General features: G+C 66.5%; 32 protein-coding genes. 15 read left to right on the forward strand and 17 right to left on the reverse strand.

Annotated elements, in window-relative coordinates; all coding sequences use genetic code 11:
- Positions 1-87: 87 nt before the first annotated feature.
- From AABM41_00290 to AABM41_00300, 3 genes are all read right to left on the reverse strand, one after another.
- The gene (locus AABM41_00290; GenBank protein ID MEK6190741.1) at positions 88-468 is read right to left on the reverse strand and encodes a transcriptional regulator; all 381 of its coding nucleotides are present in this window, start codon (positions 466-468) and stop codon (positions 88-90) included.
- Positions 465-680: a hypothetical protein gene (locus AABM41_00295; protein ID MEK6190742.1), complete on the reverse strand. Its 216-nt coding sequence runs from the start codon at positions 678-680 to the stop codon at positions 465-467. The genes AABM41_00290 and AABM41_00295 overlap by 4 nt, the downstream gene beginning before the upstream one ends.
- 134 nt (positions 681-814) lie before the next feature.
- Entirely contained in the window at positions 815-1,579 is a 765-nt protein-coding gene (locus tag AABM41_00300) for an SRPBCC domain-containing protein (GenBank protein MEK6190743.1), read from the reverse strand.
- Between the two features lie 14 nt (positions 1,580-1,593).
- Between AABM41_00300 and AABM41_00305 the strand changes: the two genes are divergently transcribed.
- Entirely contained in the window at positions 1,594-2,721 is a 1,128-nt protein-coding gene (locus AABM41_00305; protein MEK6190744.1) for a trypsin-like peptidase domain-containing protein, read from the forward strand.
- Positions 2,722-2,769: 48 nt separating this feature from the next.
- On the opposite strand, the gene AABM41_00310 is transcribed toward AABM41_00305, so the two are convergent.
- Both AABM41_00310 and AABM41_00315 read right to left on the reverse strand, forming a co-directional pair.
- Positions 2,770-3,504, reverse strand: coding sequence for an NYN domain-containing protein (locus AABM41_00310; GenBank protein ID MEK6190745.1), 735 nt, complete (start codon positions 3,502-3,504; stop codon positions 2,770-2,772).
- Between the two features lie 140 nt (positions 3,505-3,644).
- Complete coding sequence (locus tag AABM41_00315; GenBank protein MEK6190746.1) at positions 3,645-4,553, reverse strand: IS1595 family transposase; 909 nt, start codon at positions 4,551-4,553, stop codon at positions 3,645-3,647.
- A gap of 277 nt (positions 4,554-4,830) precedes the next feature.
- Between AABM41_00315 and AABM41_00320 the strand changes: the two genes are divergently transcribed.
- From AABM41_00320 to AABM41_00375, 12 genes are all read left to right on the forward strand, one after another.
- Positions 4,831-5,031, forward strand: coding sequence for a type II toxin-antitoxin system HicA family toxin (locus AABM41_00320; protein MEK6190747.1), 201 nt, complete (start codon positions 4,831-4,833; stop codon positions 5,029-5,031).
- The gene (locus AABM41_00325; protein ID MEK6190748.1) at positions 5,032-5,241 is read left to right on the forward strand and encodes a type II toxin-antitoxin system HicB family antitoxin; all 210 of its coding nucleotides are present in this window, start codon (positions 5,032-5,034) and stop codon (positions 5,239-5,241) included.
- Between the two features lie 44 nt (positions 5,242-5,285).
- Entirely contained in the window at positions 5,286-6,041 is a 756-nt protein-coding gene (locus AABM41_00330) for a HEAT repeat domain-containing protein (protein ID MEK6190749.1), read from the forward strand.
- Positions 6,042-7,247, forward strand: a complete 1,206-nt coding sequence (locus AABM41_00335) for an adenylate/guanylate cyclase domain-containing protein (GenBank protein MEK6190750.1) — start codon at positions 6,042-6,044, stop codon at positions 7,245-7,247.
- 45 nt (positions 7,248-7,292) lie between these two features.
- A complete protein-coding gene (locus AABM41_00340; GenBank protein MEK6190751.1) occupies positions 7,293-7,514 on the forward strand; it encodes an AbrB/MazE/SpoVT family DNA-binding domain-containing protein in 222 nt (73 codons plus the stop codon).
- On the forward strand, positions 7,511-7,936 hold the full coding sequence (locus AABM41_00345; protein ID MEK6190752.1) for a type II toxin-antitoxin system VapC family toxin: 426 nt from the start codon (positions 7,511-7,513) through the stop codon (positions 7,934-7,936). The genes AABM41_00340 and AABM41_00345 overlap by 4 nt, the downstream gene beginning before the upstream one ends.
- A 22-nt stretch (positions 7,937-7,958) precedes the next feature.
- Complete coding sequence (locus AABM41_00350; GenBank protein ID MEK6190753.1) at positions 7,959-9,161, forward strand: adenylate/guanylate cyclase domain-containing protein; 1,203 nt, start codon at positions 7,959-7,961, stop codon at positions 9,159-9,161.
- A 142-nt stretch (positions 9,162-9,303) separates the two neighbouring features.
- Entirely contained in the window at positions 9,304-9,858 is a 555-nt protein-coding gene (locus AABM41_00355; GenBank protein MEK6190754.1) for an RNA polymerase sigma factor, read from the forward strand.
- The gene (locus tag AABM41_00360) at positions 9,845-10,948 is read left to right on the forward strand and encodes a DUF4179 domain-containing protein (GenBank protein MEK6190755.1); all 1,104 of its coding nucleotides are present in this window, start codon (positions 9,845-9,847) and stop codon (positions 10,946-10,948) included. Before AABM41_00355 ends, AABM41_00360 begins: the two co-directional genes overlap by 14 nt.
- 60 nt (positions 10,949-11,008) lie before the next feature.
- On the forward strand, positions 11,009-11,329 hold the full coding sequence (locus tag AABM41_00365; GenBank protein MEK6190756.1) for a GYD domain-containing protein: 321 nt from the start codon (positions 11,009-11,011) through the stop codon (positions 11,327-11,329).
- 11 nt (positions 11,330-11,340) lie between these two features.
- Positions 11,341-11,754, forward strand: a complete 414-nt coding sequence (locus AABM41_00370) for a nuclear transport factor 2 family protein (GenBank protein MEK6190757.1) — start codon at positions 11,341-11,343, stop codon at positions 11,752-11,754.
- Positions 11,755-11,894: 140 nt separating this feature from the next.
- Positions 11,895-12,287 (forward strand): nuclear transport factor 2 family protein, encoded by a 393-nt coding sequence (locus AABM41_00375; protein ID MEK6190758.1) that lies wholly within the window; start codon positions 11,895-11,897, stop codon positions 12,285-12,287.
- Here the strand turns inward: AABM41_00375 and AABM41_00380 are convergent.
- Both AABM41_00380 and AABM41_00385 read right to left on the reverse strand, forming a co-directional pair.
- Entirely contained in the window at positions 12,284-12,790 is a 507-nt protein-coding gene (locus AABM41_00380) for a type II toxin-antitoxin system VapC family toxin (GenBank protein MEK6190759.1), read from the reverse strand. The genes AABM41_00375 and AABM41_00380 overlap by 4 nt on opposite strands.
- On the reverse strand, positions 12,787-13,089 hold the full coding sequence (locus tag AABM41_00385) for a type II toxin-antitoxin system prevent-host-death family antitoxin (GenBank protein ID MEK6190760.1): 303 nt from the start codon (positions 13,087-13,089) through the stop codon (positions 12,787-12,789). The genes AABM41_00380 and AABM41_00385 overlap by 4 nt, the downstream gene beginning before the upstream one ends.
- A 106-nt stretch (positions 13,090-13,195) precedes the next feature.
- On the opposite strand from AABM41_00385, the gene AABM41_00390 reads away from it, so the two are divergent.
- Positions 13,196-13,582 carry a nuclear transport factor 2 family protein gene (locus AABM41_00390; GenBank protein ID MEK6190761.1) on the forward strand — a complete coding sequence of 129 codons (387 nt, stop codon included), beginning with the start codon at positions 13,196-13,198 and terminating at the stop codon, positions 13,580-13,582.
- 12 nt (positions 13,583-13,594) lie between these two features.
- Here the strand turns inward: AABM41_00390 and AABM41_00395 are convergent, their stop codons facing one another.
- Both AABM41_00395 and AABM41_00400 read right to left on the reverse strand, forming a co-directional pair.
- Positions 13,595-14,998, reverse strand: coding sequence for an ATP-binding protein (locus tag AABM41_00395; protein ID MEK6190762.1), 1,404 nt, complete (start codon positions 14,996-14,998; stop codon positions 13,595-13,597).
- Complete coding sequence (locus tag AABM41_00400) at positions 14,995-15,780, reverse strand: response regulator transcription factor (protein MEK6190763.1); 786 nt, start codon at positions 15,778-15,780, stop codon at positions 14,995-14,997. Before AABM41_00400 ends, AABM41_00395 begins: the two co-directional genes overlap by 4 nt.
- Before the next feature lie 301 nt (positions 15,781-16,081).
- Here AABM41_00400 and AABM41_00405 point away from each other — a divergent pair, with 301 nt between their 5' ends.
- Positions 16,082-16,600: a nitroreductase family protein gene (locus tag AABM41_00405; protein ID MEK6190764.1), complete on the forward strand. Its 519-nt coding sequence runs from the start codon at positions 16,082-16,084 to the stop codon at positions 16,598-16,600.
- A 300-nt stretch (positions 16,601-16,900) separates the two neighbouring features.
- Here AABM41_00405 and AABM41_00410 read toward each other — a convergent pair whose 3' ends face one another.
- The 8 genes from AABM41_00410 to AABM41_00445 form a co-directional block, all read right to left on the reverse strand.
- Complete coding sequence (locus AABM41_00410) at positions 16,901-17,104, reverse strand: cold shock domain-containing protein (GenBank protein MEK6190765.1); 204 nt, start codon at positions 17,102-17,104, stop codon at positions 16,901-16,903.
- A 157-nt stretch (positions 17,105-17,261) separates the two neighbouring features.
- Positions 17,262-17,711 (reverse strand): hypothetical protein, encoded by a 450-nt coding sequence (locus AABM41_00415; protein MEK6190766.1) that lies wholly within the window; start codon positions 17,709-17,711, stop codon positions 17,262-17,264.
- Positions 17,712-17,907: 196 nt separating this feature from the next.
- Entirely contained in the window at positions 17,908-18,723 is an 816-nt protein-coding gene (locus AABM41_00420; GenBank protein ID MEK6190767.1) for a hypothetical protein, read from the reverse strand.
- Positions 18,720-19,280: an RNA polymerase sigma factor gene (locus tag AABM41_00425; GenBank protein ID MEK6190768.1), complete on the reverse strand. Its 561-nt coding sequence runs from the start codon at positions 19,278-19,280 to the stop codon at positions 18,720-18,722. Before AABM41_00425 ends, AABM41_00420 begins: the two co-directional genes overlap by 4 nt.
- Positions 19,281-19,491: 211 nt before the next feature.
- The gene (locus AABM41_00430) at positions 19,492-20,397 is read right to left on the reverse strand and encodes a hypothetical protein (GenBank protein MEK6190769.1); all 906 of its coding nucleotides are present in this window, start codon (positions 20,395-20,397) and stop codon (positions 19,492-19,494) included.
- Positions 20,394-20,942, reverse strand: a complete 549-nt coding sequence (locus AABM41_00435) for a sigma-70 family RNA polymerase sigma factor (GenBank protein MEK6190770.1) — start codon at positions 20,940-20,942, stop codon at positions 20,394-20,396. The genes AABM41_00430 and AABM41_00435 overlap by 4 nt, the downstream gene beginning before the upstream one ends.
- 138 nt (positions 20,943-21,080) lie before the next feature.
- On the reverse strand, positions 21,081-21,995 hold the full coding sequence (locus tag AABM41_00440) for a hypothetical protein (GenBank protein ID MEK6190771.1): 915 nt from the start codon (positions 21,993-21,995) through the stop codon (positions 21,081-21,083).
- Positions 21,992-22,540 carry an RNA polymerase sigma factor gene (locus tag AABM41_00445; GenBank protein MEK6190772.1) on the reverse strand — a complete coding sequence of 183 codons (549 nt, stop codon included), beginning with the start codon at positions 22,538-22,540 and terminating at the stop codon, positions 21,992-21,994. The genes AABM41_00440 and AABM41_00445 overlap by 4 nt, the downstream gene beginning before the upstream one ends.
- Positions 22,541-22,728 lie beyond the last annotated feature (188 nt).

A 22,728-nucleotide genomic window follows, 5' to 3' on the forward strand; every position in this document is an offset into this window, starting at 1 on the left:
TAGCCTATGCCACACGCGTCGGCGCCGCACGCCTTGTTCGCGCGTCTGGCCCACCCGGAGGTGGGGGGCCTGAGGCCGCGCGGCGGCCTACCGCGGCTGAAGCAGTTGAGCGATCCGTTGGTGAGAGACGCCGAGTAGGACACCGGCATCACGAACGGTGAGCCCTTCTTCCACCAGGCGCCGCGCGGCCTGACGGGTTAGCTGAGCGGCGACATCCTGAGCTTGTGCGGCTTGAGATCTGGCGGTCGTCGCCTGGTCGACGATGGCACGGACCGTGTCGGGCATTTCGGGAACCACCATCACTTCAAAGGAGTCGGGAGCAACGTCCAGCACGCCCGCTATGGCATCTCGGGCCATGTCCTCAGCCTGGTCGATACGGCGGACCTGGGTGTGCACCCCGCGGATGCCCTCTGCATCCAAGGCCCACCATCCACCGGAGCGGCGAGCACGAACCGTGTAGCGTTTCATGGCCGCCACCAGCCCTCGCCGAAGATCGATTCCAGTTCACGCATGATGGCCTCGGCTGTCCGTTCGCTGATATCGCGATGTCGCGGGACGGCAAAGGACAATCCACCCACCTCCCAGATTTCGTGCTGGCTCCCCTGTCGGTTGAGTCGGTACCGAATGCCTCGTTCCGCAGCCGCCGAGCGGATCCGATGGATGAGCGCCCGGCGCTTCATCGATCATAGTCTAGAGGCATAGCCAGATCAAGGCTATGCCACTGGCCTTATCGGCAGATTATCGACCGGTGATCAGCCCCAGCCGAACGGAGCGCCACCATCGGTATGGGATGGGGCGCCCCGCGCGGCAGTCGTTACGCCGTTTGGCTGTACAGCAGCGATCCCGGCGTGGTGAGCAGCTCCCCCGTCTCGAGCCATGTCTTCAGGCCGGACAGGATCATCGGCCATCCGCCGTAGAGCTCCTCGTTGGCGCCTTCGCGCAGCTGATCGTGGGTCAGGGTCAGCCGGCACGAGTCGCCGACCGGTTCGATGTCCCACGTGACCCGCGAGGTGCCCTCCGCCTTCGCCTCGTCGGACCAGAGCGCCACCATGCTCTGGACCAGCCGGCGCGGTGGGTCGACCTCGAGGTTCTGCCCCTCGCCCAGCAGCCCATCGCCGCCGGGGTGTGTCACCTCGACGCGCGAGCCGGGCGTCCAGTCCGACGTCTGACGCGTGCCGAAGTTGTACTTGGCCCGGATCTCGGGGTCGGTGATCGCCTGCCACAGGCGCTCCGGGGTGGTCTTGATATAGATCTCGTAGATCTTCTCCATGGGGTTCTCCTCCAATTCGTTCTTGAGCCCGCTCAGGGCTGAGACCCAGGGCTCGGCGTACTTGCTCACCCATCGGTCATGGATGAGTCGGATGGGGACCGGGTTCAGGAAGTGCAGCTTCTCGCGCCCGCGACGCCGGGTCACCACCAGGCCTGCCTCCTCGAGCAGCCGCAGGTGCTTCATGACGCCGAAGCGCGTCATTTCGAAGCGCCCCTGCAGCGCGCGCAGCGACTGACCGTCCTCGGCGAAGAGCTCGTCGAGCAGGGCTCGCCGGGTTGGATCGGCCAGGGCTCTGAACACCTCGTCCATGCGGGAGACTATAGGTGACCGATTGGGGTAATTATCCCGTGGGCGTAGGTACGCCCGAGGGCTATGCTGCGCCGTATGAAGCGGTCGCAACTGGCGTCCCGTGGGTCCGCGCAGTCGGTGATCCGCCCATGCCGCTGAATGACCAGTATCCGAAGTCCGTCGTCTTTGTGGTCGGTTTGCGGAGAGATCCGGCCAGCGGTGCATTTGTGCAGACTGCTATTGGGACTGCCTTCTTCGTCGCTATCCCGACCGCTCTTCCAGATCGCGTTTGGGTTTACCTCGTGACGGCTGCACATGTCGTAGAGGCCGAGACTGAGACCTGGGTCCGTGTTCGCGCAAAGAATGGTCTGCTGCCACTCGTGCGGGTGCCGCAATGGACGATCCATCCCAAAGATGACGTGGCGGTCACGCTCGTCGGTGGCGTGGCGAACGACCTCGACATGATTTGCGTCCAGGAGGCGATCTTCCTTGACGTGTGGCCGAGAAAACCCACCGTTGGTGATCGGGTGTATTTCATTGGCCTGCTTGCCATGGCCGAAAGCATGGTTCAGGAAAACGTGCCTATGGTGCGGTCTGGAACCCTCGGCCGCATGTACCAAGAACGGGTGCCGCTGCGCCATGGAGACGACAGAGTGACGTACCACCAGGCGCACCTGATCGACTGCCGGTCATACGGTGGATTCAGCGGGTCTCCGTGCTTTGTCCAATTCCAGAGCACATTGGGCGAGGGGGAGAGACGTGGAGGCGTGTTCGTAGGCGGCGTCTCCCTTGTGCCTGAGACCGTCTGTCTCGGGCTGATAAGTGGTCATTGGGACGACATGGTCCGAGCCAAGGCTACCGGAGAAATGGCGAACGACGAGATCGCTCAAAACATCCGGTTCCCGATCAACACAGGCGTCGGGATCGTCACGCCGATAGAGAAGGTACGGGAGTGTTTGATGGACGAAAACCTCAAGGCTGCGCGGGACGCAGATGACGCTCAGTTGGTGGAGACAGCAGCTCGGGAGGAGAGGGAGAAGGCCGGCACTCCCGATACGACCGATGAACCCCCAGCAGGATTGACGAAGAGCGACTTCGAGGCCGCTCTACGGAAGGTCAGTCGGCGGAAGCCTTCGGATGAGGGCGCCAAGGAAGGGAGCTAGACGTCGGGCACCGTGCCTGCCATGACCCGGCTGACATGCGGTAGTGCATCAGTTTGAGTCGATCTCCTGATCACCTGCCGGCACAGCAACGGTCCAGCTAGGCGGCTTGCGTATGGCGCCGAACTTGTCCCGCAATTCACCGGGGAACTGGCAGGCGGTCAGCTGCGCTTCCGTGGTCTTTCGGAACATCCCGCGCGGAACTGCAGCCTTGAGTTCAGGGCTGTCATGCCGGGGTTCGTCACTCGGATAGCCCGCAGGTCGCTCGGGACGAAGAATGCCTATCGGCAGTCCGTATTCGCTTTGCACCCGCTCGACTGGCCAGGCTAGATCGCTGTCGTTCGAGATCACCCACGCATGCTCAAAATGCTTGGCGGCGGCATCAATGACTAGTGCCGTCGCAAGGTTCACGTCTGAACCCTTCTCCTCCTTGCGCCACACCTTGACCCAATGATTCGATGGGTTTGGCATGTGCGGGTTCGGCGCGTAAGGCGGATCTACACGCTGTTGTTTCTTGGGCCGGAACCGGAAGAATCCCTTCTTGACTTCCACGTTGGGCAAGGTTCCGAGGGCTCGAAGGTACTCGCGTTGCCGATAGGTCGTTGCAGGATCGGCGGGCAATCCAGGGACATCAGCGGTGAAGTACCAAATCTTCTCGATCACGAATTGGGGAAAGGCGCGTGCGCACAGTGCCGAGAGGTCCAGCCATTTGTAGGGCGTCCCCTGCAAGGCTCCGTAGTAGAGGTTGAGGCCATCCACGTAGACGAAGGCTCGGAGTCGCGGCATCGCAAAGTACTCCTCCCGCCGCTTGACAACTTCGGCTATCGTAAACGTACTAACTCAGCCGCTACGGTTGCTGGGGCGAGGAGGCTGTCGAAAGACGGCCTCTTTTGTTGCCCGGAACCTAGTCGAGCAGCGCCGCGATCCTAGTCGGTGGTTGCCTTCACAATCTGACGAAGGAACGTCTCGAACATCGGCTGAACGTCCATCCGGTGGTTGTAGCGGAAGCCGAATTCGTCCAGGTACATCTGCAGGTACTTCTCGGAAACGTTGTGGTACGTGCCGCTGATCCCGCGCTTCACGAGCGACCAGAAGCCTTCGATGGTGTTGGTGTGGACATTGCCAAAGACGTAGACCTTGCGGGCATGATGGATGCGGCGGTGGAGGTAGCCGTGGGCGTACAGCCGCGAGTAGTGCGCGGCTTCATCGGTGAACACCATCGCGGACGGCAGGACGTGCTCAACCACGTTGCCAGCCAGCGGGGAGGTCGGATTGACGACCGCCCGAACACGTCCGCCGCGCTCGACCATCCCCTGAACTGTGACCTTCTTGGCCTGCCAGTCCCGCATGGCCTTCGAATGGTCCGAGGTGTGCTTCCGAGGCTTTCCGCCGATGTAGGTCTCGTCAACCTCAACCGTACCGTCAAGGTTCGTCACCTCTTCTGCAAGCAGCTCTCGAATCTGGTGGAACATCCGCCACGCCGTTTTGTAGGTGACGCCCAGGTCGCGCTCAATGGCCTTTGCGGAGATTCCACATCGCGTCGAGGCCATGAGGAAGATGGCCCGGAACCAGAGACGCAACGGCGTCCGCGATCCGTGGAAGATCGTTCCAGCGGTCGGATGCTCATGGTGGCCGCAGCGGTCGCATGAGTAGGACGGTCGGCTACGAACCCGATGATGCTTCGTCACCGCATCGCACACCTTGCAGTAGATGCCGTCCGGGTAGAGGTACTCACGCAGCCAGTCGAGGCATGCTTCGTCGGTCGGGAAATCTCGCTCAAAGTCGAGGATCGTGTACCGCTCCATTGGACTCTTGGGCTGCTTTCGGTAGGTCATGTACCTACTTTAGTGACCTATCGTGACAACTGTCTGTCGCAACCTACACCGAGGGGATAATTACCCCGATTGGTCACATGTAAAGCCCTAGCCCGCCTTCGGCCCGTGGCGGCCATCCACGTCCGACTAGCACCAGCGCGAGCCGGTATGGGTTCTGTGTCACAGGCTTTCGTGACATCGTGCAGCGCGATAGCACGAAGTGCTGTGATAGGGCGCCTTAGGCTCCCCCAATCGGCGAGTCATCCACGGGTAATGGCATGGGCTGGATGGTGGCCCGATGCCCAAGGTCCGCGACGCGATCCGCCTCGTGGAGTCAGAAGGGTGGTTCTGGGTGCGAACCCGCGGAAGCCACCGACACTATCGGCACCCGTTCCGGCGTGGCCTGGTCACGATCGCCGGGAAGGAAAGCCAACAACTGCCGATCTCGACGTGGCGCAGTATTCTCAAGCAGGCTGGGATCGATCCCAAGGAGCGATAGATGCGATACGCAGTCGTATTCGAGAAGAGTGGCAACGGGTACGCGGCCTATGTGCCGGATTTGCCCGGCTGCATCGCGGCCGCCCGCACACGCCGCGAGGTCGAGACGCTGATCGAGTCGGCGATTCGCGAGCACCTGGAGTTGATGCGTGAGGGCGGCGACCCCATTCCGTCGCCGACGACCTGGACCGACCTCGTTGAGGTTGCCTAGCCCAACGGCACCTAGCCCCTAAGCCAATCACGAGGGCCGACCCATTGAGACTCTTCGGGCCGACGAGCATCGACAAGCTCGAGTCCAAGCGAGGCGTCGCCGCCTTGGTCGAGGCGCTTCAGGGGGCTGACCCCGAGCGTGCCCGGGAGGCCGCCGCAGCACTGGGTCGGCTCGGTGACCCGGCGGCGGGTCTGGCACTGATCAACGCCCTCACGGACGCGGGACTCCGAGATGCGGCTGCCGCGGCACTGGTGGCGATGGGGTCGAAGGTGGTGGACATCCTGGTGATGACCCTCCGCCAGGCGCATCCCGACGTTCGAGATGCCTCGGCGAATTCGGGCGTCCGAGTCGCGATCGCCGGGGTCCTGGGCCATGCGGGCGACCAGCGGGCCGTGGAGCCCCTGATCACCGCCCTCGACGACGTCCCGGAGGTGGGGCTGGCCGCTGCGGAGGCGCTGGGCAAGCTGAAGGATCCCCGAGCGCTGGAACCGCTCAGTCGCCTGGCGGTGCCGTTTGGCATCACCGCCGTGGAAGCGCTGGGCAACCTGGGCGATCAGCGGGGCACAGCTGTGGTGGTCGATTGGGTCATGCCCGACGGGCCTGACGGGTTGGTTCGCAGCGACCCCGACGAGGCCGCGGCGGCCATCCGGGCCCTGGGCCAGCTCGGCCCGGCCGATCTCGTGATGCCCGTCATCGACCGGATCAGCAGCCACTTCCCGGGCCAGGGGACGCCGTATGGCGACGTGATTCACGACGCGATGCGGGAAGCTGAGGCGTCGCTGGGCGCATCGGTCCAGTAGGTGAAAGCCTCGACGCTGACGCGCGCGGTCTCGCTGGCCGACGACCCGGCCGACGATGACGACCTGCGCCTCCGCAAGCGGGTCGGCATCGCCATCGGTTACGTGGCCATCGCAACCTCTCTCGTCCGTCTGGTGGCCCTGGCCGCCGTGGGCGAGGACAACCCGGTGATCTGGGGCGTATCGGTCGGCTTCGTCACAGTCATGGCGGCCAACCTGGCCTTCGTCGCCCGCACTCGGCGGTTCACCGCCTACATCTACGTTCTGCTGGTCTTCGCCGCGGTGGCCGGGGTGATCGGGAGTCTGGCCCTGGGCGGCCTGGTGGCGTCCAGCGCGTCGATCGTGTGGGGGATGCTGCTCCCCATTGCCGCGCTAATGTTCCTGGGGCCGCGCCGGGCCATCCCCGTCTTCGCGCTGTACGGCGCCATGCTGTTGACGGTCATCGTCCTGGATCCGCTGGTGGCCAACCGGGCCGAGCCGCCGCCCTACCCGATCCGCCTGGCGCTACACGGCTTCAACCTGTTCGGGGTGGGGCTGATCGTGTTCCTGCTGCTGCGCTCCATGGACCTCCGCCGTCGCGCCGCCCAGGCCCGATCCGAGGAGCTGCTGACCAACGCCATTCCCTCCGGGATCGCGACGCGGCTGCGCCGCGGCGAGCAGCGGATCGCCGACGTCTACCCCGAAACCACGGTCCTGTTCGCCGACCTGGTCGGCTTCACTCCCTGGGCTGAACGAACCGATGCGGACCGCGTGGTCGACGTCCTGGACCGCCTCTTCAGTCGCTTCGACGAGCTGGCCATGGCCTCCGGGGTCGAGAAGGTCAAGACCATCGGCGATGCCTACATGGCGGTGGCCGGTGCGCCCGAAGCTCGAATAGACCACGCCGATGCCGCTCTGGCACTGGCCCAGGCGATGCTGGGTGCCGCGCGCGAAGTGCTGGCAGAAGACGAGGTCCCACTCGAGCTCCGCATCGGTCTGGCATCAGGATCAGTCGTAGCTGGTGTCATCGGTCAGCGCCGGCTCCTGTTCGACCTGTGGGGCGACACCGTCAACACGGCCTCGCGGATGGAGTCGGCCGGCGTGCCGGGGCGCGTCCAGGTGGCGCCATCCACGTGGGAGATCCTCCGCGACCGCTATCGGTTCGAGCCACGTGAAGGCGTTGAGGTCAAGGGCAAGGGCCGCATGACCACCTACCTGTTGGTGGACTAGCGACCCAATGTTGACAGGTTCGGTAGGAATCCATACCATTCGGGTATGAAAGCCATCGTTTCCGAGAAGGGTCAGGTGACCATTCCCAAGCCCCTGCGTGCGCGCCTCGGAATCAAGCCCGGCGCGGTGCTCGATTTCGAAGCCGAGGGCGGGACGTTGGTCGCCCGCAAGTCCCAGACGCTGGACCCGGTCGATGCAGCGTGGGGCATCCTGAACCTCCCCGAATCGGTAGACGCCTTCCTCGAGCGTACGCGCGGCCGCGGATGATCACGGCCGTCGACACCAACGTCTTGCTGGATGTCTTTGCCGCCGACCCGCACTTTGGACCGTCCTCCCGGGATGCCCTGCGGCGGTGCCTGGCGGAGGGAAGCCTGATCGCGTGCGACGTGGTGTGGGCAGAGGTGGCGGCTGCGTTCGAGAATCCGGAAGCCGCCGCCGGTGCCCTGGATGGGCTCGAGGTGGGTTATGACGGCGTCGATCGCGACGCGGCGCTGAAAGCAGGGGCGGCTTGGCGCCGCTATCGGACGAAAGGCGGGACCCGTCGCCGGATCGTGCCCGACCTGATCATCGGTGCCCATGCCGCGGCTCGTGCGGAGCGGTTGCTTACCCGCGACCGCGGGTTCTATCGGTCCTCGTTCGCCAAACTCACGATTCTCGATCCCAGGTATCGGTCCCCTACTCGCGACTGATCGGCGCCGCTACAGTACGGCCGTGGGCGATTACTCCCGTCAGGAAGCCGCGGAGCGGGCCGGGATCAGCCTCGAGGAGCTGAACCAGCTGGTCGAGCTGGGCATCCTGACCCCCCGCGAGGGGGATCGGCTCACCTCCGGAGACGTTCGCAAGGCAGGGCTGGTGCGGAGCCTGGGGGCGACGGGCGTGCCCCTGGAGGGCATCGGTGCTGCCGTGCGGAGCGGGACCTTCCCCCTCGAGTTCATGGACTCCCCCGCCTACGAGCGCTTCTCGGTGCTCAGCAGCGAGACCTTCCGGGAGGTCAGCCAGCGGACCGGGATCCCGGTCGATTTTCTGATGGTCATCCGGGAAGCGGCGGGCTCCGCGCAGCCGAGCCCCGATGACCGCGTCCGCGAGGCCGAGCTGGCCGTCCTCCCGCTTGGCGAGCTCTTCCTGGGCGCAGGGTTACGTCCCGTGGCCGTCGAGCGCGTCCTGCGTGTGTACGGTGAGAGCCTGCGTCGAATTGCCGAAGTGGAAGCCGACTTTTGGCGGACCGAGGTCATCATGCCGCTGCTCGCCGCGGGCAGTTTGGCGACCGATGTCACCCAAGGCAAACTCGCCGAGGAGTTTTCGGCTCGTGCCGACGATGCGGTATTGGCGCTCCTTCACCTCCACCAGACCCATGCCTGGACCGCCAACATCATCGCCGGCTTCGAGCTGGTCATGGACCAGGCTGGGCTCCATCGCCGCCTCGAGCGGCCGCCGGCGATGTGCTTCCTCGACCTCACCGGCTACACCCGTCTGACCGCCGAACGCGGCGACGAGGCCGCCGCCCAGCTGGCGACCGACCTCAGCCGGCTCGTGCAGCGGACATCGGTCCAGCACGGCGGGAAGCCGGTGAAATGGCTCGGCGACGGGGTGATGTTCTACTTCCCCGACCCCGGCCCGGGTGTGGTGGCCGCGCTCGAGATGGCGGAGGGCGTGACAAACGCGGAGCTGCCGCCGGCGCACGTGGGCCTGCATGCCGGCCCGGTGGTGTTCCAGGAGGGCGACTACTTCGGGCAGACCGTGAACGTCGCCTCCCGGATCGCCGAGTACGCCCGACCGGGGGAGGTGCTCGTCAGCCAGGCCGTGGTGGACGCCGCTTCCGGGGCACCGGTGGCGTTCACCGACATCGGCGAGGTGGAGCTCAAGGGCGTGTCCGGCGCCGTCCACCTCCACGCCGCCCATCGCGGGGGCTCCTGACCGGTCAGACCTCGACCAGATCCCGACGATTGTCGGATTCCGGCATGCCCGCCCGTTGTCAGTAGTAGCAGGAGCTTCAACTACGCTGCCTGTGCCGGAGGACGTCGCATTGAGGGTTTCGCTCGTGGACGAGGAGCCGAGGGTGGCTGTCGGGGCGGTCGGGGCTGTCGACGCCGTCGAGGCCCCCGAGATCGAGCCCGAGCGGCTGGATCCGGCACTCTTCGGGTCGCTCTACCAGAAGCACCGCCTCTCGGTGTACCGCTACCTGCGCGCACGCACACAGAGCGACGCCGACGCGCTCGACCTTGCCGCCGACACCTTTGAGCGAGCGTTCGCGAGCCTCGGGCGGTTCCGCCGACGTGATGGCGGGGTCCAGGCGTGGCTGTTGCGCATCGCGAGGAACACCGCGATTGATGCCCATCGTCGGCGCCGACCAACGGTCGGCCTGGCGGGCGCGGATGCCCATCTGGGCCGGATCGCGGTCGAGGCCGATCGGCAGGACCAGGAGCGCGTCGAGATCCTCGATCTTGTCGGCCGGCTCCCAAGCGATCAGCGCGAGGCGCTCCTCCTTCGATATGGCAGCGGGTTGACGGCGAGGGAGATCGGCGTCGCGATCGGGAAGCGCGAAGGCGCAGTCCAGAAGCAGATTGAGCGCGGGCTGGCCGCGCTGCGGGAGGCCCTTGATGACCACGCATAACGAGATTGAGACCAGGCTTCGCCAGGCGTTCGAGGTGTCCCCCTCAGAGGATGGCCTGCGCTGGCTCGACCAGCGCGTCGCCCAGGTGGCGGCTGGACAGACAGCGATTTCCCGCCGCGGCGTGCCCAACTTGCGCGTCTTCCTTCGACCACTGGCCCTCGTCGCAGCGTTCGTGCTCCTCACCGGTGCCGTGGTCGCGGCGATGGGTCTTCTCGAGCGAATGGTCGAGGAGTCGTCCATCCCCGGTTGGCGTGTGGCCTGGGACCGGGCCGAGATCCTCGGCATCCAGCAGACTGATGCCGGGCTCACGATCACCCTCGAGCGCGCCTATGCAGATCTCAACCAGGTGTTGGTCGGTTTCACCGTCGAGGGCCTGGGAGACGCGGCGATCTCAGACCAAGGGGATCGCGCTCCAATCGAGTGGATTGCCGAACTCCGTGATCCAACGGGCCGGACATCGGATCAGTGGGCGCCCAGTATGCTCGCCATGGGCCTCGAAGAGACCATGCTGTCAGCTGTCGTGCAGACGTGGTTGGGGACCCCCGCCCCGGTGGCCGGGACCTGGGAGCTGACCATCACCTCAGTTGGATACAACAGCGGCACGTGGTCCTCCGGCGAATGCACCGTCGGAGCCACCGACCCAGCATGCGTGAACCCGCCTGCCAACGCCATGGTCGAAGGCACCTGGCGATTCGAGTTCCAGCTGCCCGAACCCACCGGAACGGTCGTCTCGCTCGACGTGAGTGACACGGCTGGCGACGCCACCCTGCACCTCACCGAGCTTCGGGTCACGCCGAGCATGATCAGGTACCGGATCGCGCTGGATGTTGCCGGCAACCCGGTCGCGTACTGGGGATGGCCGAACCCATCGGTCTCAAACGGCAGTGCCGCATACATCACGAACTCGGCCACGCACATCCTGACCGGGGATCTGACTCAGGGGTCCGACATGGAGTACTCCACCTCCGCCGGGGCCGATGCGGCCACGGGCACCTGGGAGATCGTGATCCCCGAGCTGACGTACGGCCTGACCAACGACGAGGTGATCCACCTCAGCGGTCCGTGGACGCTCACGGTGACAGTCCCATAGAGCGTAGGCCGGCCGCTCGAAGCGCTGTACCGTAGAGGAAACACGCTGAAGGAGTGATCCGTGGCCAAGTACCTAGTTATCGGCCGTTATACCGCGGAGGGAGCGAAGGGGGTGCTCAAGGAAGGCGGCTCCGGCCGGCGCGACGCGGCCCGCCAGATCCTCGAGTCGGTGGGCGGCACGCTGGAGTCGCTGTACTGGGGTTTCGGCAAGGATGACTTCTATGCCACCGTCGAGCTGCCGAGCCACGCCGCCGCGGCTGCCGCCAGCTTGGCCATCAGCGCCTCGGGATCGGTCAACGTGCGGAGCATTCCGCTCATGACCGCCGAGGACATCGACGCCGCCACCAAGCTGTCCCCGTCCTTCCGGCGCCCAGGAGCCTAGGAGATAGACCGATGACCGAACAGTCAGCTGCAACCCTGAAGCGCACCTCCGATGCGTCCGTAGCCGTGGTTCGTCAGGCGTTTGACGCCTTCGAAAGCCGCGACCCGCAAGCGGCAGTCGAATTGATCGCTGATGACGTCGAATGGCACGAGATTGGCCGAGCCGAGCCCATCATCGGCAAGGAGGCGCTTGCCGCTCGCTATGCCTCGGCCATGCCCGGGTGGAACATCACCGGCGAGCTCCATGACATCGTGGCCAACGACGATCACGCCATCGCGCTGGTGACGGCCACCGCAAACGTGGGCGGACGAAGCCTCACGTACCGGGTCGCGGAGATCTATCACATCCGCGACGGAAAGATCGCCGCCCGCTGGGCGTTCTCGGACGACACCTCGGCGATCAACGCGTTCTTCGCCGACAGCTGACGCAGTTGGGGCAGCTGGGGCAGCTGGGGGGCAGCTGGGGCGCCACATCAAGGGCGCGCAAACGGGGGCCCGGGCTACGTCTCGGCGCAGTGCTGAGTCGGGTAGAGTCGCCTCCTCCCTACCGCATGCGAGGCAGACCGATGTCACACCATGAGCACCCCAACGCGACACTCTTCCGCGAGATGAACGCCAAGCTGAATGCGGAAGGCCCTCAGGCCATGGCTGACTACCTCGCCGATGACGTCGAGTGGCACGAGATCGGCCGAGTCGAGCCCATCCGTGGCAAGGCGGCGCTCGCCGAGCGCTGGGCAGGCATGGGTGACGCGGGCGGTTCGTTCTCGGTGGATGTCCACGACACGGTGGCCAATGACGATCACGTGATTCAGCTCGTCACCGCCACGGTGACCATGGGCGGCAAGACGTTCACCTACCGCACCGCCGAGATCTTCCACGTGCGCGACGGGAAGGTCACCGCCCGCTGGGCCTTCTCGGACGACACCGCGGCCATCAACGAGTTCTTCGCCGGCACCTAGGAGTCAGCGGCCTGGCGGCGAAGCTCCCCGAGGTACGCCGCCGCTCCCCGCCACGTGGGCCACGTCGGCTCGACCTCATAAGGTGCCGGAGGCTCGGCGAGGCGGCCATGGGGTTCGACAAGGATGGCACGAGCGCCGGCGGCCGCGGCCAACTGGCGGTCCGTCGTGAGCAGTTCGGCATCGGCGGATTCGGCGAGCGCCAGGTACGTCGCGTCGTAGGCGGTCAGCCCGTGGCGCTCCACGAGGTCGATCACGATCAGCCGGCCGAACGCATCGGTCTCGATCGTTTCGATTCCGAGCTCCTCCAATTCGCGGATCGCCTCCAGAATATCGGCGCTCGTGTAATGGTGGCGGCGAGCCAGCGAATTGATCACCTCCAACCAGAAGAACGCTGGGACGCTGGGACGGCCGCGCTTGCGCAGAAGGCGCCGGATGAGATCACGCGCCGGCTCACGGCGGACGATGGCGACGGCGATTGACGCGTCTATGACCAACCCGTTCACAACTCTCGATGCCCGTGGTCACGTTCCCATCGAATGGCAGCTGCGGAATCCAGATCGTCAGGACCTTCGGGATGCGCGATCGCCATGCGCTTCGCGAACGCCTCCAGGCGATCGAAGGCCGCTTCGCGCCGGCGGATCATTTCCTCATCGGGCTGGTCGAGGCGTGTGCCGTCCTCGTAAGGGACCAGGACGGCCATGGGTCGGTGATCCCGCTCGATCACGATTCGCTCGCCGGCCGAGGCCCGGTCGAGCCACTCCCCCATCCTCCGCCGCAGGTCCATGGCTGTGATGGTTCTCATAGCCGACCAGTATAGTCGGCTCACATAGTTGTCTCCGGGGTCGACTATGCGTCCATCCACGGGGGTGCCCGGTTAGGATGGGGTGTCAATCTGAGGAGGTACCCCGATGGCCGAGCATCCAAGCGCCACGCTGATTCGCGAGGGACTGCGCGCCCTGAATCGCGGCGACATCTATGAGATGGCCGACATGCTCGCCGAGGACGTCGAATGGCACGAGATTGGTCGCGCTGAGCCCATCCGCGGCAAGGCGGCGCTCGCCGCCCTCTATGGCGGAGCTGCCCTGCCCGACTCCGAGATCACCGCGGAACTCCATGACGTGGTGGCCAACGACGACCACGCCATTGCGCTGGTCACGGCCACGGCGCGGCGCGGCGGCCGGACCCTTACGTACCGGACCGCGGAGATATTCCATGTCCGCAACGGGAAGGTCACGGCGCGCTGGGCGTTCTCCGACGATACCGCGGCCATCAACGAGTTCTTCGCCGGCACCTAGTCACGGGGCGATTCAGGCGCGGGCGGGCAGATCCATCAGGAGGGTCGATCCGTCCGGGCCGGTCGTCTCGACCGATATGGCGCCACCACTCGGCGCCAGGAGCTCGCGGGCGATGGTCAGACCGATGCCGGCGCGGGGGCCCGCGCCGGGTTGGGTGGCAGGTTGGATGGCGCGCGCCGGATCGGATCTGTAGAAGCGCTCGAAGATGTGGGGCAGGTCCTCGGGCGGGATGCCGGGGCCCTGGTCGATGACCCGAATCTGGACCCGATCCCCCGCCTCCCCGGCGGCCGTGGCGGTGACCCGGACGCTCCTCCCGCTCGCGGTGTGTTGGGCGGCATTGGTCATCACGTTGCGCAGGGCGCGGCCCAGGTGCGCGGTGTCGGCCCAGGCCGCGAGCTCCGGCGCCACGGGCTGCACCTCGACCTTCACGCCGCGCTCGCGGTAGAGGCCATCGAGCGCGGAGGCGGCCTCGGCCAGGATGGCGGCCACCTCCACCCGCTCGGGGCGAGCCTGGAGGGGCGCGGCCTCGGCGCTGGCCAGCTCCCCGAGCTGGACGATCACGCTCCCGAGTGCCGACGCGGACGCGCGCGCAGCCTCCAGGTTGGCGAGGTTCTTGGGCACGACCCCGTCGATCATGGCCTGCAGTTGACCCTCCAGCACGGTGGCGGGGGTCGCGAGGTCGTGGGCCATGTCGGTCGCCGCCCGGCGGCGGAGCATTTCCGTCCGTTCCAGTCGGGTGGCCATGGTGTTAAACGCGCCGGCCAGCTCCTGCGACTCGCGGTCGCCGCCGCCGGTGGCACGAGCCGACAGGTCGCCGCCTTCCAACCGGGAAGCGGCTGCCGTCACGTCCCGCAGCGGCCGAGTCTGTCGCCGCGCAATCCATACCGCCAGGCCCGCGATGACGACCAGGGACACCAGCCCCGATATCACCAACGCTTGGTTGAACAGGCGCAGGAACGGTTGCTCGGGGTTCTGGGCAGCCACGATGACCGAGATCATCGCGACTTCCTGGTCGGCGACCACCACCGGAGCATCGAGGCCGCGAGTCTCCCCGGCGGGGAGCATCTGGTCACCAAAGTGCGTGATCTCGCGACCCTCCGGGCCGTACACCGTGACCGGGCCATGCATGCTCCGAGACAGGCGCAGCAGGACCGATCGGGCCTCCCGCAGCGTCCCGCCCTGGCGCAGAAGCTCACCGAGCGCGTCGGCGGTCGCGTCCACCTGGTCCTGCTGCTGGGCGGTCACCACGTCATCGAAGGACCGGATGACCACCCGGTTGACCACCGCTCCCGTGAGCAGCAGGACAACCAGGACCGCGGCAGATAGGACCAGGCCCAGACGGACGGCCAGCGGCATGCCGGTGGCGCCCGTGGGGCTACCGGTGCTCCCCGGGGTGGGCGGCAGGGCCTGCGTCATATTGCGTCTCGGCTGGCGACCAGCCGATACCCGGCCTGGGGAACCGTCTCGATCAACCACGGGTCCGCCGCATCGTCCCGCAGCTTGCGACGCAGGTTGGCAACGTGGACGTCCACGACCCGCTCGAACACGTCGTCCGGCCGCCGCGCCACAGCCTCCAGGAGCTGCTCCCGGGTCATGACGCTCCCCGGCCGACGTGCCAGAGCCAGCAGCAGCCGCGCCTCCCCCGGTGTCAGCCGCCCGGATCGGGCGGCATCGGTCCCCTCCCCCGCCAGCGTGTACCGGCGGGTGGCGGGGTCCAGGGCCAGGCGTCCGCTGGCAAGCGACAGCATCGGTTCATCGGTCAGGTCATGCCCATTCCCGCCCGATGGCGTCGCGCGCCGCAGGATGGCTGCCACCCGGGCGGTCACCTCGTGGGGGTTGAACGGCTTGCCCAGGTAGTCGTCTGCTCCCTGCCGCAGGCCGGCAATCCGATCGGCATCGGTCCGCTTGGCCGATGTGATGAGGACCGGAACCGATCCACGGTCGCGCAACTCCTCGAGAACCGTCTCGCCCTGCATCTTGGGCAGCATCAGGTCGAGGATCACCAAGTCGGGGGGTTGGGCGTCGTATGCGGCCAGGGCAGCGGCGCCGTCCCCGACGTCGGCCACCGCGTAGCCTTCGCGTTCCAGGTACAGGCGCAGCAGCGCGCGCAGCTGCGGCTCGTCCTCGACGATCAGGATCCGCGGCTTGGCCCTGGCCTGGGCCCCGTTGGGGCGGGATTGGCTATTCGCGCGCGCCATGTGTGGGGCAGATGCTATCGGTCCGCCGATTCAGGAGTTGTGAAGGCCCGCCCCAGCTCTTCGGTTGGCGGGCCACCGTGCGGCGCCGGGCTCTTGTACACCACATGTACGCATCGGCCAAAAGCGCTTGGATGCGGCCCGGATTTGGCCCGGATTTGGCTCCCGCGTGGCCAATTTGGTCACGTCGTGAACATTCCGGCCAAGATTCGGTGCTTTCGGAAGGCTTGGGCGGTTAACCGTGGCCGATACGTACGCCACGTGTACAAACGCCCGGCCGGTGACTTTCTACACTGGTGCCCAAATGGAGACTTGGCAAGCGATCAACACGGTCCGGGTCGTCCGGCGGTTCGCTGACCGGCCGCTCGCCGACGAGCATCTCGATCGCATCCTGAACGCCGGCCGCCGGACCGGCAGCAGCAAGAACGAGCAGAAGTGGGCGTTCATCTCGGTGACGGACCGCGAGGTTCTGAGCCAGCTCACCGGGGTCGGGCGTTACGCGGACCACTTGACGGGCGCAGCCGTGGCGGTGGCGCTCATCACGCCCGATGACAGTGGGCGCGGTTCACGCTCGCTCCTGTGGGACCTGGGCCGCGCGGCCCAGAGCATGGTGCTGGCGGCATGGGAGCTGGGGATCGGCAGCGCGCCGGCAACGGTGTTCGACTTCGACCTCGCTGCGCAGGTGCTCGGCCTGCCGGACGGGCAGCGGTGCCACTATCTGCTGTCGTTCGGGTATCCGGCCGACCCGTCGGTGCTCACCGCGCCCAACAAGCGAGGCGGCCGCAAGCCGCTCGACGCCGTGGTTCACCGGGAGCGCTGGTAGGCCCAGGCTCCTAGCTCGTTGGATGCCGCATGCGTCGGGTTTGTCCCACCCAGTGGACGTATCGGCCAAGAAGGACCTGAGCGCGGGCAGGAATCGGCTGTTTCGTGGCCGTCTGGTTCACGCTGCGGGACAACCGGCCAAGTAGAGGACCCTTGGGGGCGGATTCAGCTGCGAAGTTGGCCGTTATTCCCACCCGGTGGGACAAGGACCAGGTCGCGTGCGAGTTGGGCCAATTCCGTGCGGGAAAGCGAAACGCCCGGTCCGAAGACCGGGCGTTCCAGTTTGCGAGTGGGTCGGGGCCTAGGCGGCCTGGACCTTCACGGCGCGGTCACCCTTGGGGCTGGACTCAACCTCGAAGGCCACGGACTCGCCGCCAACCAGGCGATCGAAGTCCAGAGAAGCGGCGAGCTCGTTCTTGTGGAAGAAGTATTCCTTCCCGTCGGGGCCGCCGATAAACCCGAAGCCGCGCTCCGAGATGACTCTCTTGATAGTTCCGGTAGTCATTGCAAAAAACCTCTGTCTCCTCGAACCAACACTTGCCTCACACAGCCGGCTCGAGAAGGAACCAACGACTACGCGAAGTCCATCGGAGAAGCCAATGGAGACCTATAGGGTACCACTACCCATCTGAAATGGCCGATTTCCGATCCGGATTTGGGCCTTACCGATCCGGAACGGCCGCCTGAGCCCTCGCCGAAGCCGGGGCTGGCAGGGATCCGCCATTCGCGGTTCCGACCTCGCCCTTGGTCCACGGCTCGGCCCACGAATAGCGGTGGCTGGTCTGTTCAAGCGCCTTCAGGACGTCCGCGCGGGCGAGATCCAGCTGGGCGCTCATCTTTCGGGCGTGGGGCCAATCCCCTTCGGGCATCTCGAGTTCCGCGCTGACGGCAGCGCGGGCACGGCGATAGGCCTGGATGGCGTCGTTCGCGGTGCGGGTGATCTGGTTCGTGGCCTCGCGCAGCATTCGCAGCCGCTCTTCGGGCCGCTGCTCTTCGGCCAGGCGGCGATCGAGGATCTCGATCAGATCACCAATGGTCCCCGGGGCGCGCTGGAGGAGTTGGAGATCGGGCACGCGGCGGCCCAGGCGGGTGTGCGCTGGCCTTATCGGCACCGCGGGCTCCGGATCATGAAGACACTCCTTCCGCGCGGCCTCAGCGACCGGGTCTCGCCGGACCTAGAAAGGAGTGATCGGAGGAGCCGCGATGCGAATGCCCCTGACTCGGGGCTCCTAAGGATACCACCCAGGTGTAGGCGCCCGGGGACGGACCCCGGACGCCCGCTACGTGGGCGTGATCTGGTTGGTCGCCTCAGTGCTGGATGTCGATCACCAGCCGGCTGGGATCGAGCAGGGTGAAGGCCCGCAGGCAATCTCCGCTGTTGACGCCGAGGAACCAGTTGTGGGTGGCCTCGAAGTCTCCGTACTCGACGAACTGGACGATCTGCGCGTAGCCGGGCTCGAAGTTGGTCGGGCCCTGGTACGGCTGCTCGCCGGTTTCGGTGTCGTACTTGGTGGCGCCGCCCAGGGTGATTCGATACACCACGGAGCCGTTGACCTCTATCGGAAGACCGCTCGGGTTCTGAACGTACGGCGGCTGAGCGAGGTCGAGCTCCAGGTTCGGCGTTCCGCCGTCGTACTCGAACACGATCCGGTCGTACCCATCGTGGGTTCCCACCCGAATGTCCTGCGTGATCAACGGGTGGAAGTCGCTGCCGACCGCATCGAGCGTAATCGGGAGGTCGCAGGTGAACGGCGGTTCCACGCCCGTGGACGGCTCCGCGGACGGTTCGACAGATGGGGACGGCTGTGCGGAGGGCTCACCCGAAGCGGATGGATCGACCGATGCCGGCGCGGAGGCGCTGGCGCTGGGTCCAGGGCCTCCCACCAGCGGGCCTCCGGCTCCCAGCTGGAGACCGACGATGACGGCCAGGACCACCACGGCGGCCACGGCTGCAACGGTGAAGAATCGGTTCACGAATGGATTCCTCCATGGTCCGAACACGGTCCGCTGGCCGGTGTGCTCGATTTCGGTGCGCACTTCGTCGTAGACGTGGTCGGGTAGGTCCGTCTGGCCCTCGCTCAGGAAGGCATCGATGAGCCGATTGGGATCGCGGGGCGCAGTCATGCCGTTCGCTCCTGTGAGGGCACTCGGGCGTCAGCTTCCAGGCTGGCCCGCAGCGCGATGGTGGCGTGGTGGATGCGGGACTTCGCGGTCCCAAGTGGAATACCGAGTCGGTCGGCCACCTCGGGCACGGGCAGTCCCACGTAGTGGTGGAGGACCAGGACCGCACGCTGCTCAACGGTGAGGCGGCGGAAGGCCCGCTCCAGCTGGTCACGGTCGTGGACGGTGAGGATGTCATTCGCGTTCGAGGCCAGGTCCACGGGGAGCATCCGGATCGAGGACGACCACCGTCGTCGTCGTTTGGCCTCGGCATAGCAGGCATTGACCAGGATCCGATGGAGCCACGGCTCGAACCGATCCGGGTCGCGGAGCTGGCGGAGATCCCGCCAGGCGATGATCAGCGCGGCCTGGACGGCGTCCTGGGCGACATCGGTGTCACGAAGGATGCGGGTGGCAATCGCCATGCACCGGTCACCCGCGGTGCGCGCAAGTGCGTCGAAGGCCTCGCGGTCCCCCTGTTGCGCGGCATCGATGAGTGCGGCCCTGGGTGGTGACTGCATCTGTCTCTGAAGATCATCCGGGCAGGGTCAATCGTTCAATCTGGGAGCCTACGCCTACTCGCCACGGCGGACTCCAGGCCGGCTGGGGCACGTCGCGGCACTCAATCCTCGGGAAGCGGGCAGGCCTCCCGTCCTTCCTGCAGGTAGGGAGACACGCGGGCGGCCCGGCAGGGCCGCCCGCGCATCGGTTCGGTGGCTGGAATGCGAGCCGTTACTCGAAGGTCATCGACTCGAGGATGGCGTGCAGCTCAGCGAGGTCTTCGGCCGGCGTTTCGGCGTAGTAGTTCGCGTCCATCACGATCAGCTGTCCGTCGACGTCCAGGATCCACAGCTCGTCGATCTGGCCAGGGCCCTGGTGGTAGCGCGAGGGGCCGGTGCTCAGGGAGTCTCCCCCGCCCGCCCAGCTTGCGAAGGTGCGGTCGTCGCATTCGCTGAACACGGCGTCATCCCGCACGTGGAGGGTGATCGACTTCCCGGCGTACCCGTCCACCGTGATGTCCACCGGCGCCGAGGCATCGCGCGACGCCTGGGCCGTCAGGGCGGCCACGGCCTCATCGACCGTTGTCGCAGGGGTATCCGGCATCGTCGTTGACCATCGGCATGGGTCCCCATACACGTACAGCTCGCCGAAGAAAGGCCCGATCATCCCCGCACCATCCGGCGGGTCGGCGTTCTCGTTTTTGATGAGGATTCCTCCATTCGGTTGTTCGCCGTACCAGCCGGGGGCCGGGATCGTGACCGTGATCGACGGCCCGCCGGCCGGATGCGCGAGGACGAACGGGCCCAAAGGGAGGCTGCCGTCAGGCGGGGCCGACGGCGTGATCGACGGCGTGGCCGTCGGCTCCGGGGTCTCGGTCGGCTCACCGCCCGGCGCGGGCGAGCCCGGCAGCAGGTTGAAGGCGATGACCGCGATCACCACCACGGCGGCGGCCACCAGGCCGACGCGGACGAAGTTGCTGTTCATGAATCTATCCCTCCACGCCGACCAAGCCGATCGGCGCTGTGGGGTCGCGTCGAGCTCGTCCAGCACCGCCCCCAGGACGCGATCCGCGTCCTCGTGCCGGTCTTCGTTCAGCCACGACCGAACGATGCGGGTGACGTCGCGGTCGGTGCTCATTGAGCGGCCTCCCGTGACGTTGGGCGAGCGTCGGCGTCAAGCGCCGTGCGCATCGCACGCATCGCGTAATGCAATCGAGAGGAAACCGTCCCGACGGGGACGCCGAGCACGTCGGCGACCTGGTCGAGCGGCAGGTCCAGGTAGTGGTGCAAGACCACCACCGATCGATGTTTCAGGGAGAGACGCCGGAAGCCGCGCTCCAGCTGGTCGCGATCGACGACCGATCTGAAGCCGTCCGCCGCCATCGGTTCGTCAACCGTAAGGAGGCGGATGTTCGGCGCCCAACGGCGGGTTCGGCGGCCCTCGGCGTAGCAGGCGCGCACGAGAAGCCGATACGACCAGGCCTCGAAGCGGGCCGGGTCGCGGAGCTGGGGAAGGTCCTGCCAGATGCTCAGCAGCGCCTGCTGCGTCGCGTCCTCGGCCAGGTCGACGTCGCTCAGGATCCTGTGCGACGTCGCCAGGAACCGATCTGAAATCGTGGCGGCCAGATCGGCGAATGCCTCCTGGTCTCCACCCTGCGCCCGTATCACGAGATCGGTATCCATGCCCTCTTCCGCCAATGGCGTCAGTTCAGTCCCGACGCTACACACGGTATGGGGCCGGGCGACGGAGAAATCTTCAAACGGGCGAGAAAAGGCCAGCCGCCGGACTGACCGGCGGCTGGCATCGGTACGGGTGTGGTGTTACTCGATCTGGATCGAGTCGAGAATGGCCTCGAGCTCGGCTACTCGAGAATCCGGGACGCCCGGGCCGTGCAGGGTGGTGATGACCAGCCTGGTCCCGTTGACGTCGAGGATCCAGACCGTAAAGACATCGTCGCCGCCAGGCGCAGACTGGACGTCCGTCCCCTGGTTCACCTGCCACAGCACCGGTTCGTCGGCAGCGCACGTGCCGAACGTGTCCGGAGGAACGTAGTCCAGCTGCAGGCCGTCGAACCCGGCCACGTTCACGTCGGTTGGAGCCGAGAAGGTCAGCCCCGGAACGGTGCCGAGTGCCGCTGCGAGGTCTTCCACGGTTGGCCCCACTGCCGGATCGCGGAAGAGGAGCTGCGGGTCGCACGGATCCTCGTACAGGTTGTCGACGCTCATGACAGCCAGCGTGGCCTTGATGTCTTCCGTCGACCAGACCACCCAGTCGGGAGGAAACTTCTCCCACCCGGAGGGCACGGTGAAGGTCACACGGACCGGCGGAACGTGGGTAAAGACGTACGACCCCGGTGTGAGCGGGGATACGTCGAGGCCGGAGAAGTCCACGGCCGCCGCCGGGTCGGGTGTCGTGGTCGGGGCTGTGCTGGGTTCGACGCTCGGGAAGCGCGAAGACGCCGGCGGGCCGCCGACGTTGTTCCCGCCCAGGAAGAGTGCTCCGCCGATGATCACCGCGCCGATGATCACCGCGGCCACCAGGCCCCATCGGGCCGGGGTATCCATGCTGCGGTTCATGTACAGGTCCCTCATCAGTCCGGAGACCGGACCAATCTGCTTCGTAGTCGGGAGCTGGGCGCGGACGGCGTTGCGGACGACATCGGGCAAGGGGGTCAGGCCCTCGTACTCGTCGAGGTAGCCCTTGAGCTGCCCGATGAACTCTTCGTCGCGTGTCATGCCGGCCCTCGCCTGGCTGGAGCCCGCGCATCGGCCTCGAGGGCCTCGCGCAGGTGCTGGAGTGCGTAGTGGAGGCGGGAGCGCGCCGTTCCGACGGGCGTCCCCATCGTCTCGGCCGCTTCCGCGGGTGTCTGGCCCAGGTAGTGCACCAGGACGACCACCGTCCGGTGCTCAACGCTGAGCCGCCGGAACGCATGGTTGAGCTGGTCCTGGGTGGCGATCTGTGAGGCGACGTCGGACACCATCGGCTGGTCGTGGAGCAGCAGTCGGAGGTTGCCGCGATGACGTCGTTCGCGGCGCGCTTCGACGAAGCACGCGTTCACGATGAGCCGGTAGGTCCAGGCCTCGAAGCGGTCGGGATCCCTCAATCGTGGCAGGTTGCGCCACGCATCGAGCAATGCCTCCTGCGTCGCGTCCTGCGCCAGGGTCGTGTCACGCAGGATCCTGCATGCCACGGAGTGCAGACGGTCCCCGATGCGGTCGATCAACGTGTCGAACGCCTCTTCGTCGCCGTGCATCGCCTGCTCGACGAGCCTCCGCTCCATCCCTCAGCCTCTAGCGTTGGTCGCTGAATGCGGCCAATCGACGAGTATGACTCTGCGTCCGGCGCCAGCGTTCAACGGAGTGATGGCGTAGGGGATCTTGACGCGATCTTCACTGCCGGCCGCGAGAGTCCGGGCTGCCAGGGAGGGCACCAACACAAAGGCACTCCCCAACGAGGTAGCACGGAACG

It is taken from the genome of Chloroflexota bacterium, from assembly GCA_038040195.1.
GTDB lineage: Bacteria > Chloroflexota > Limnocylindria > QHBO01 > QHBO01 > DASTEQ01.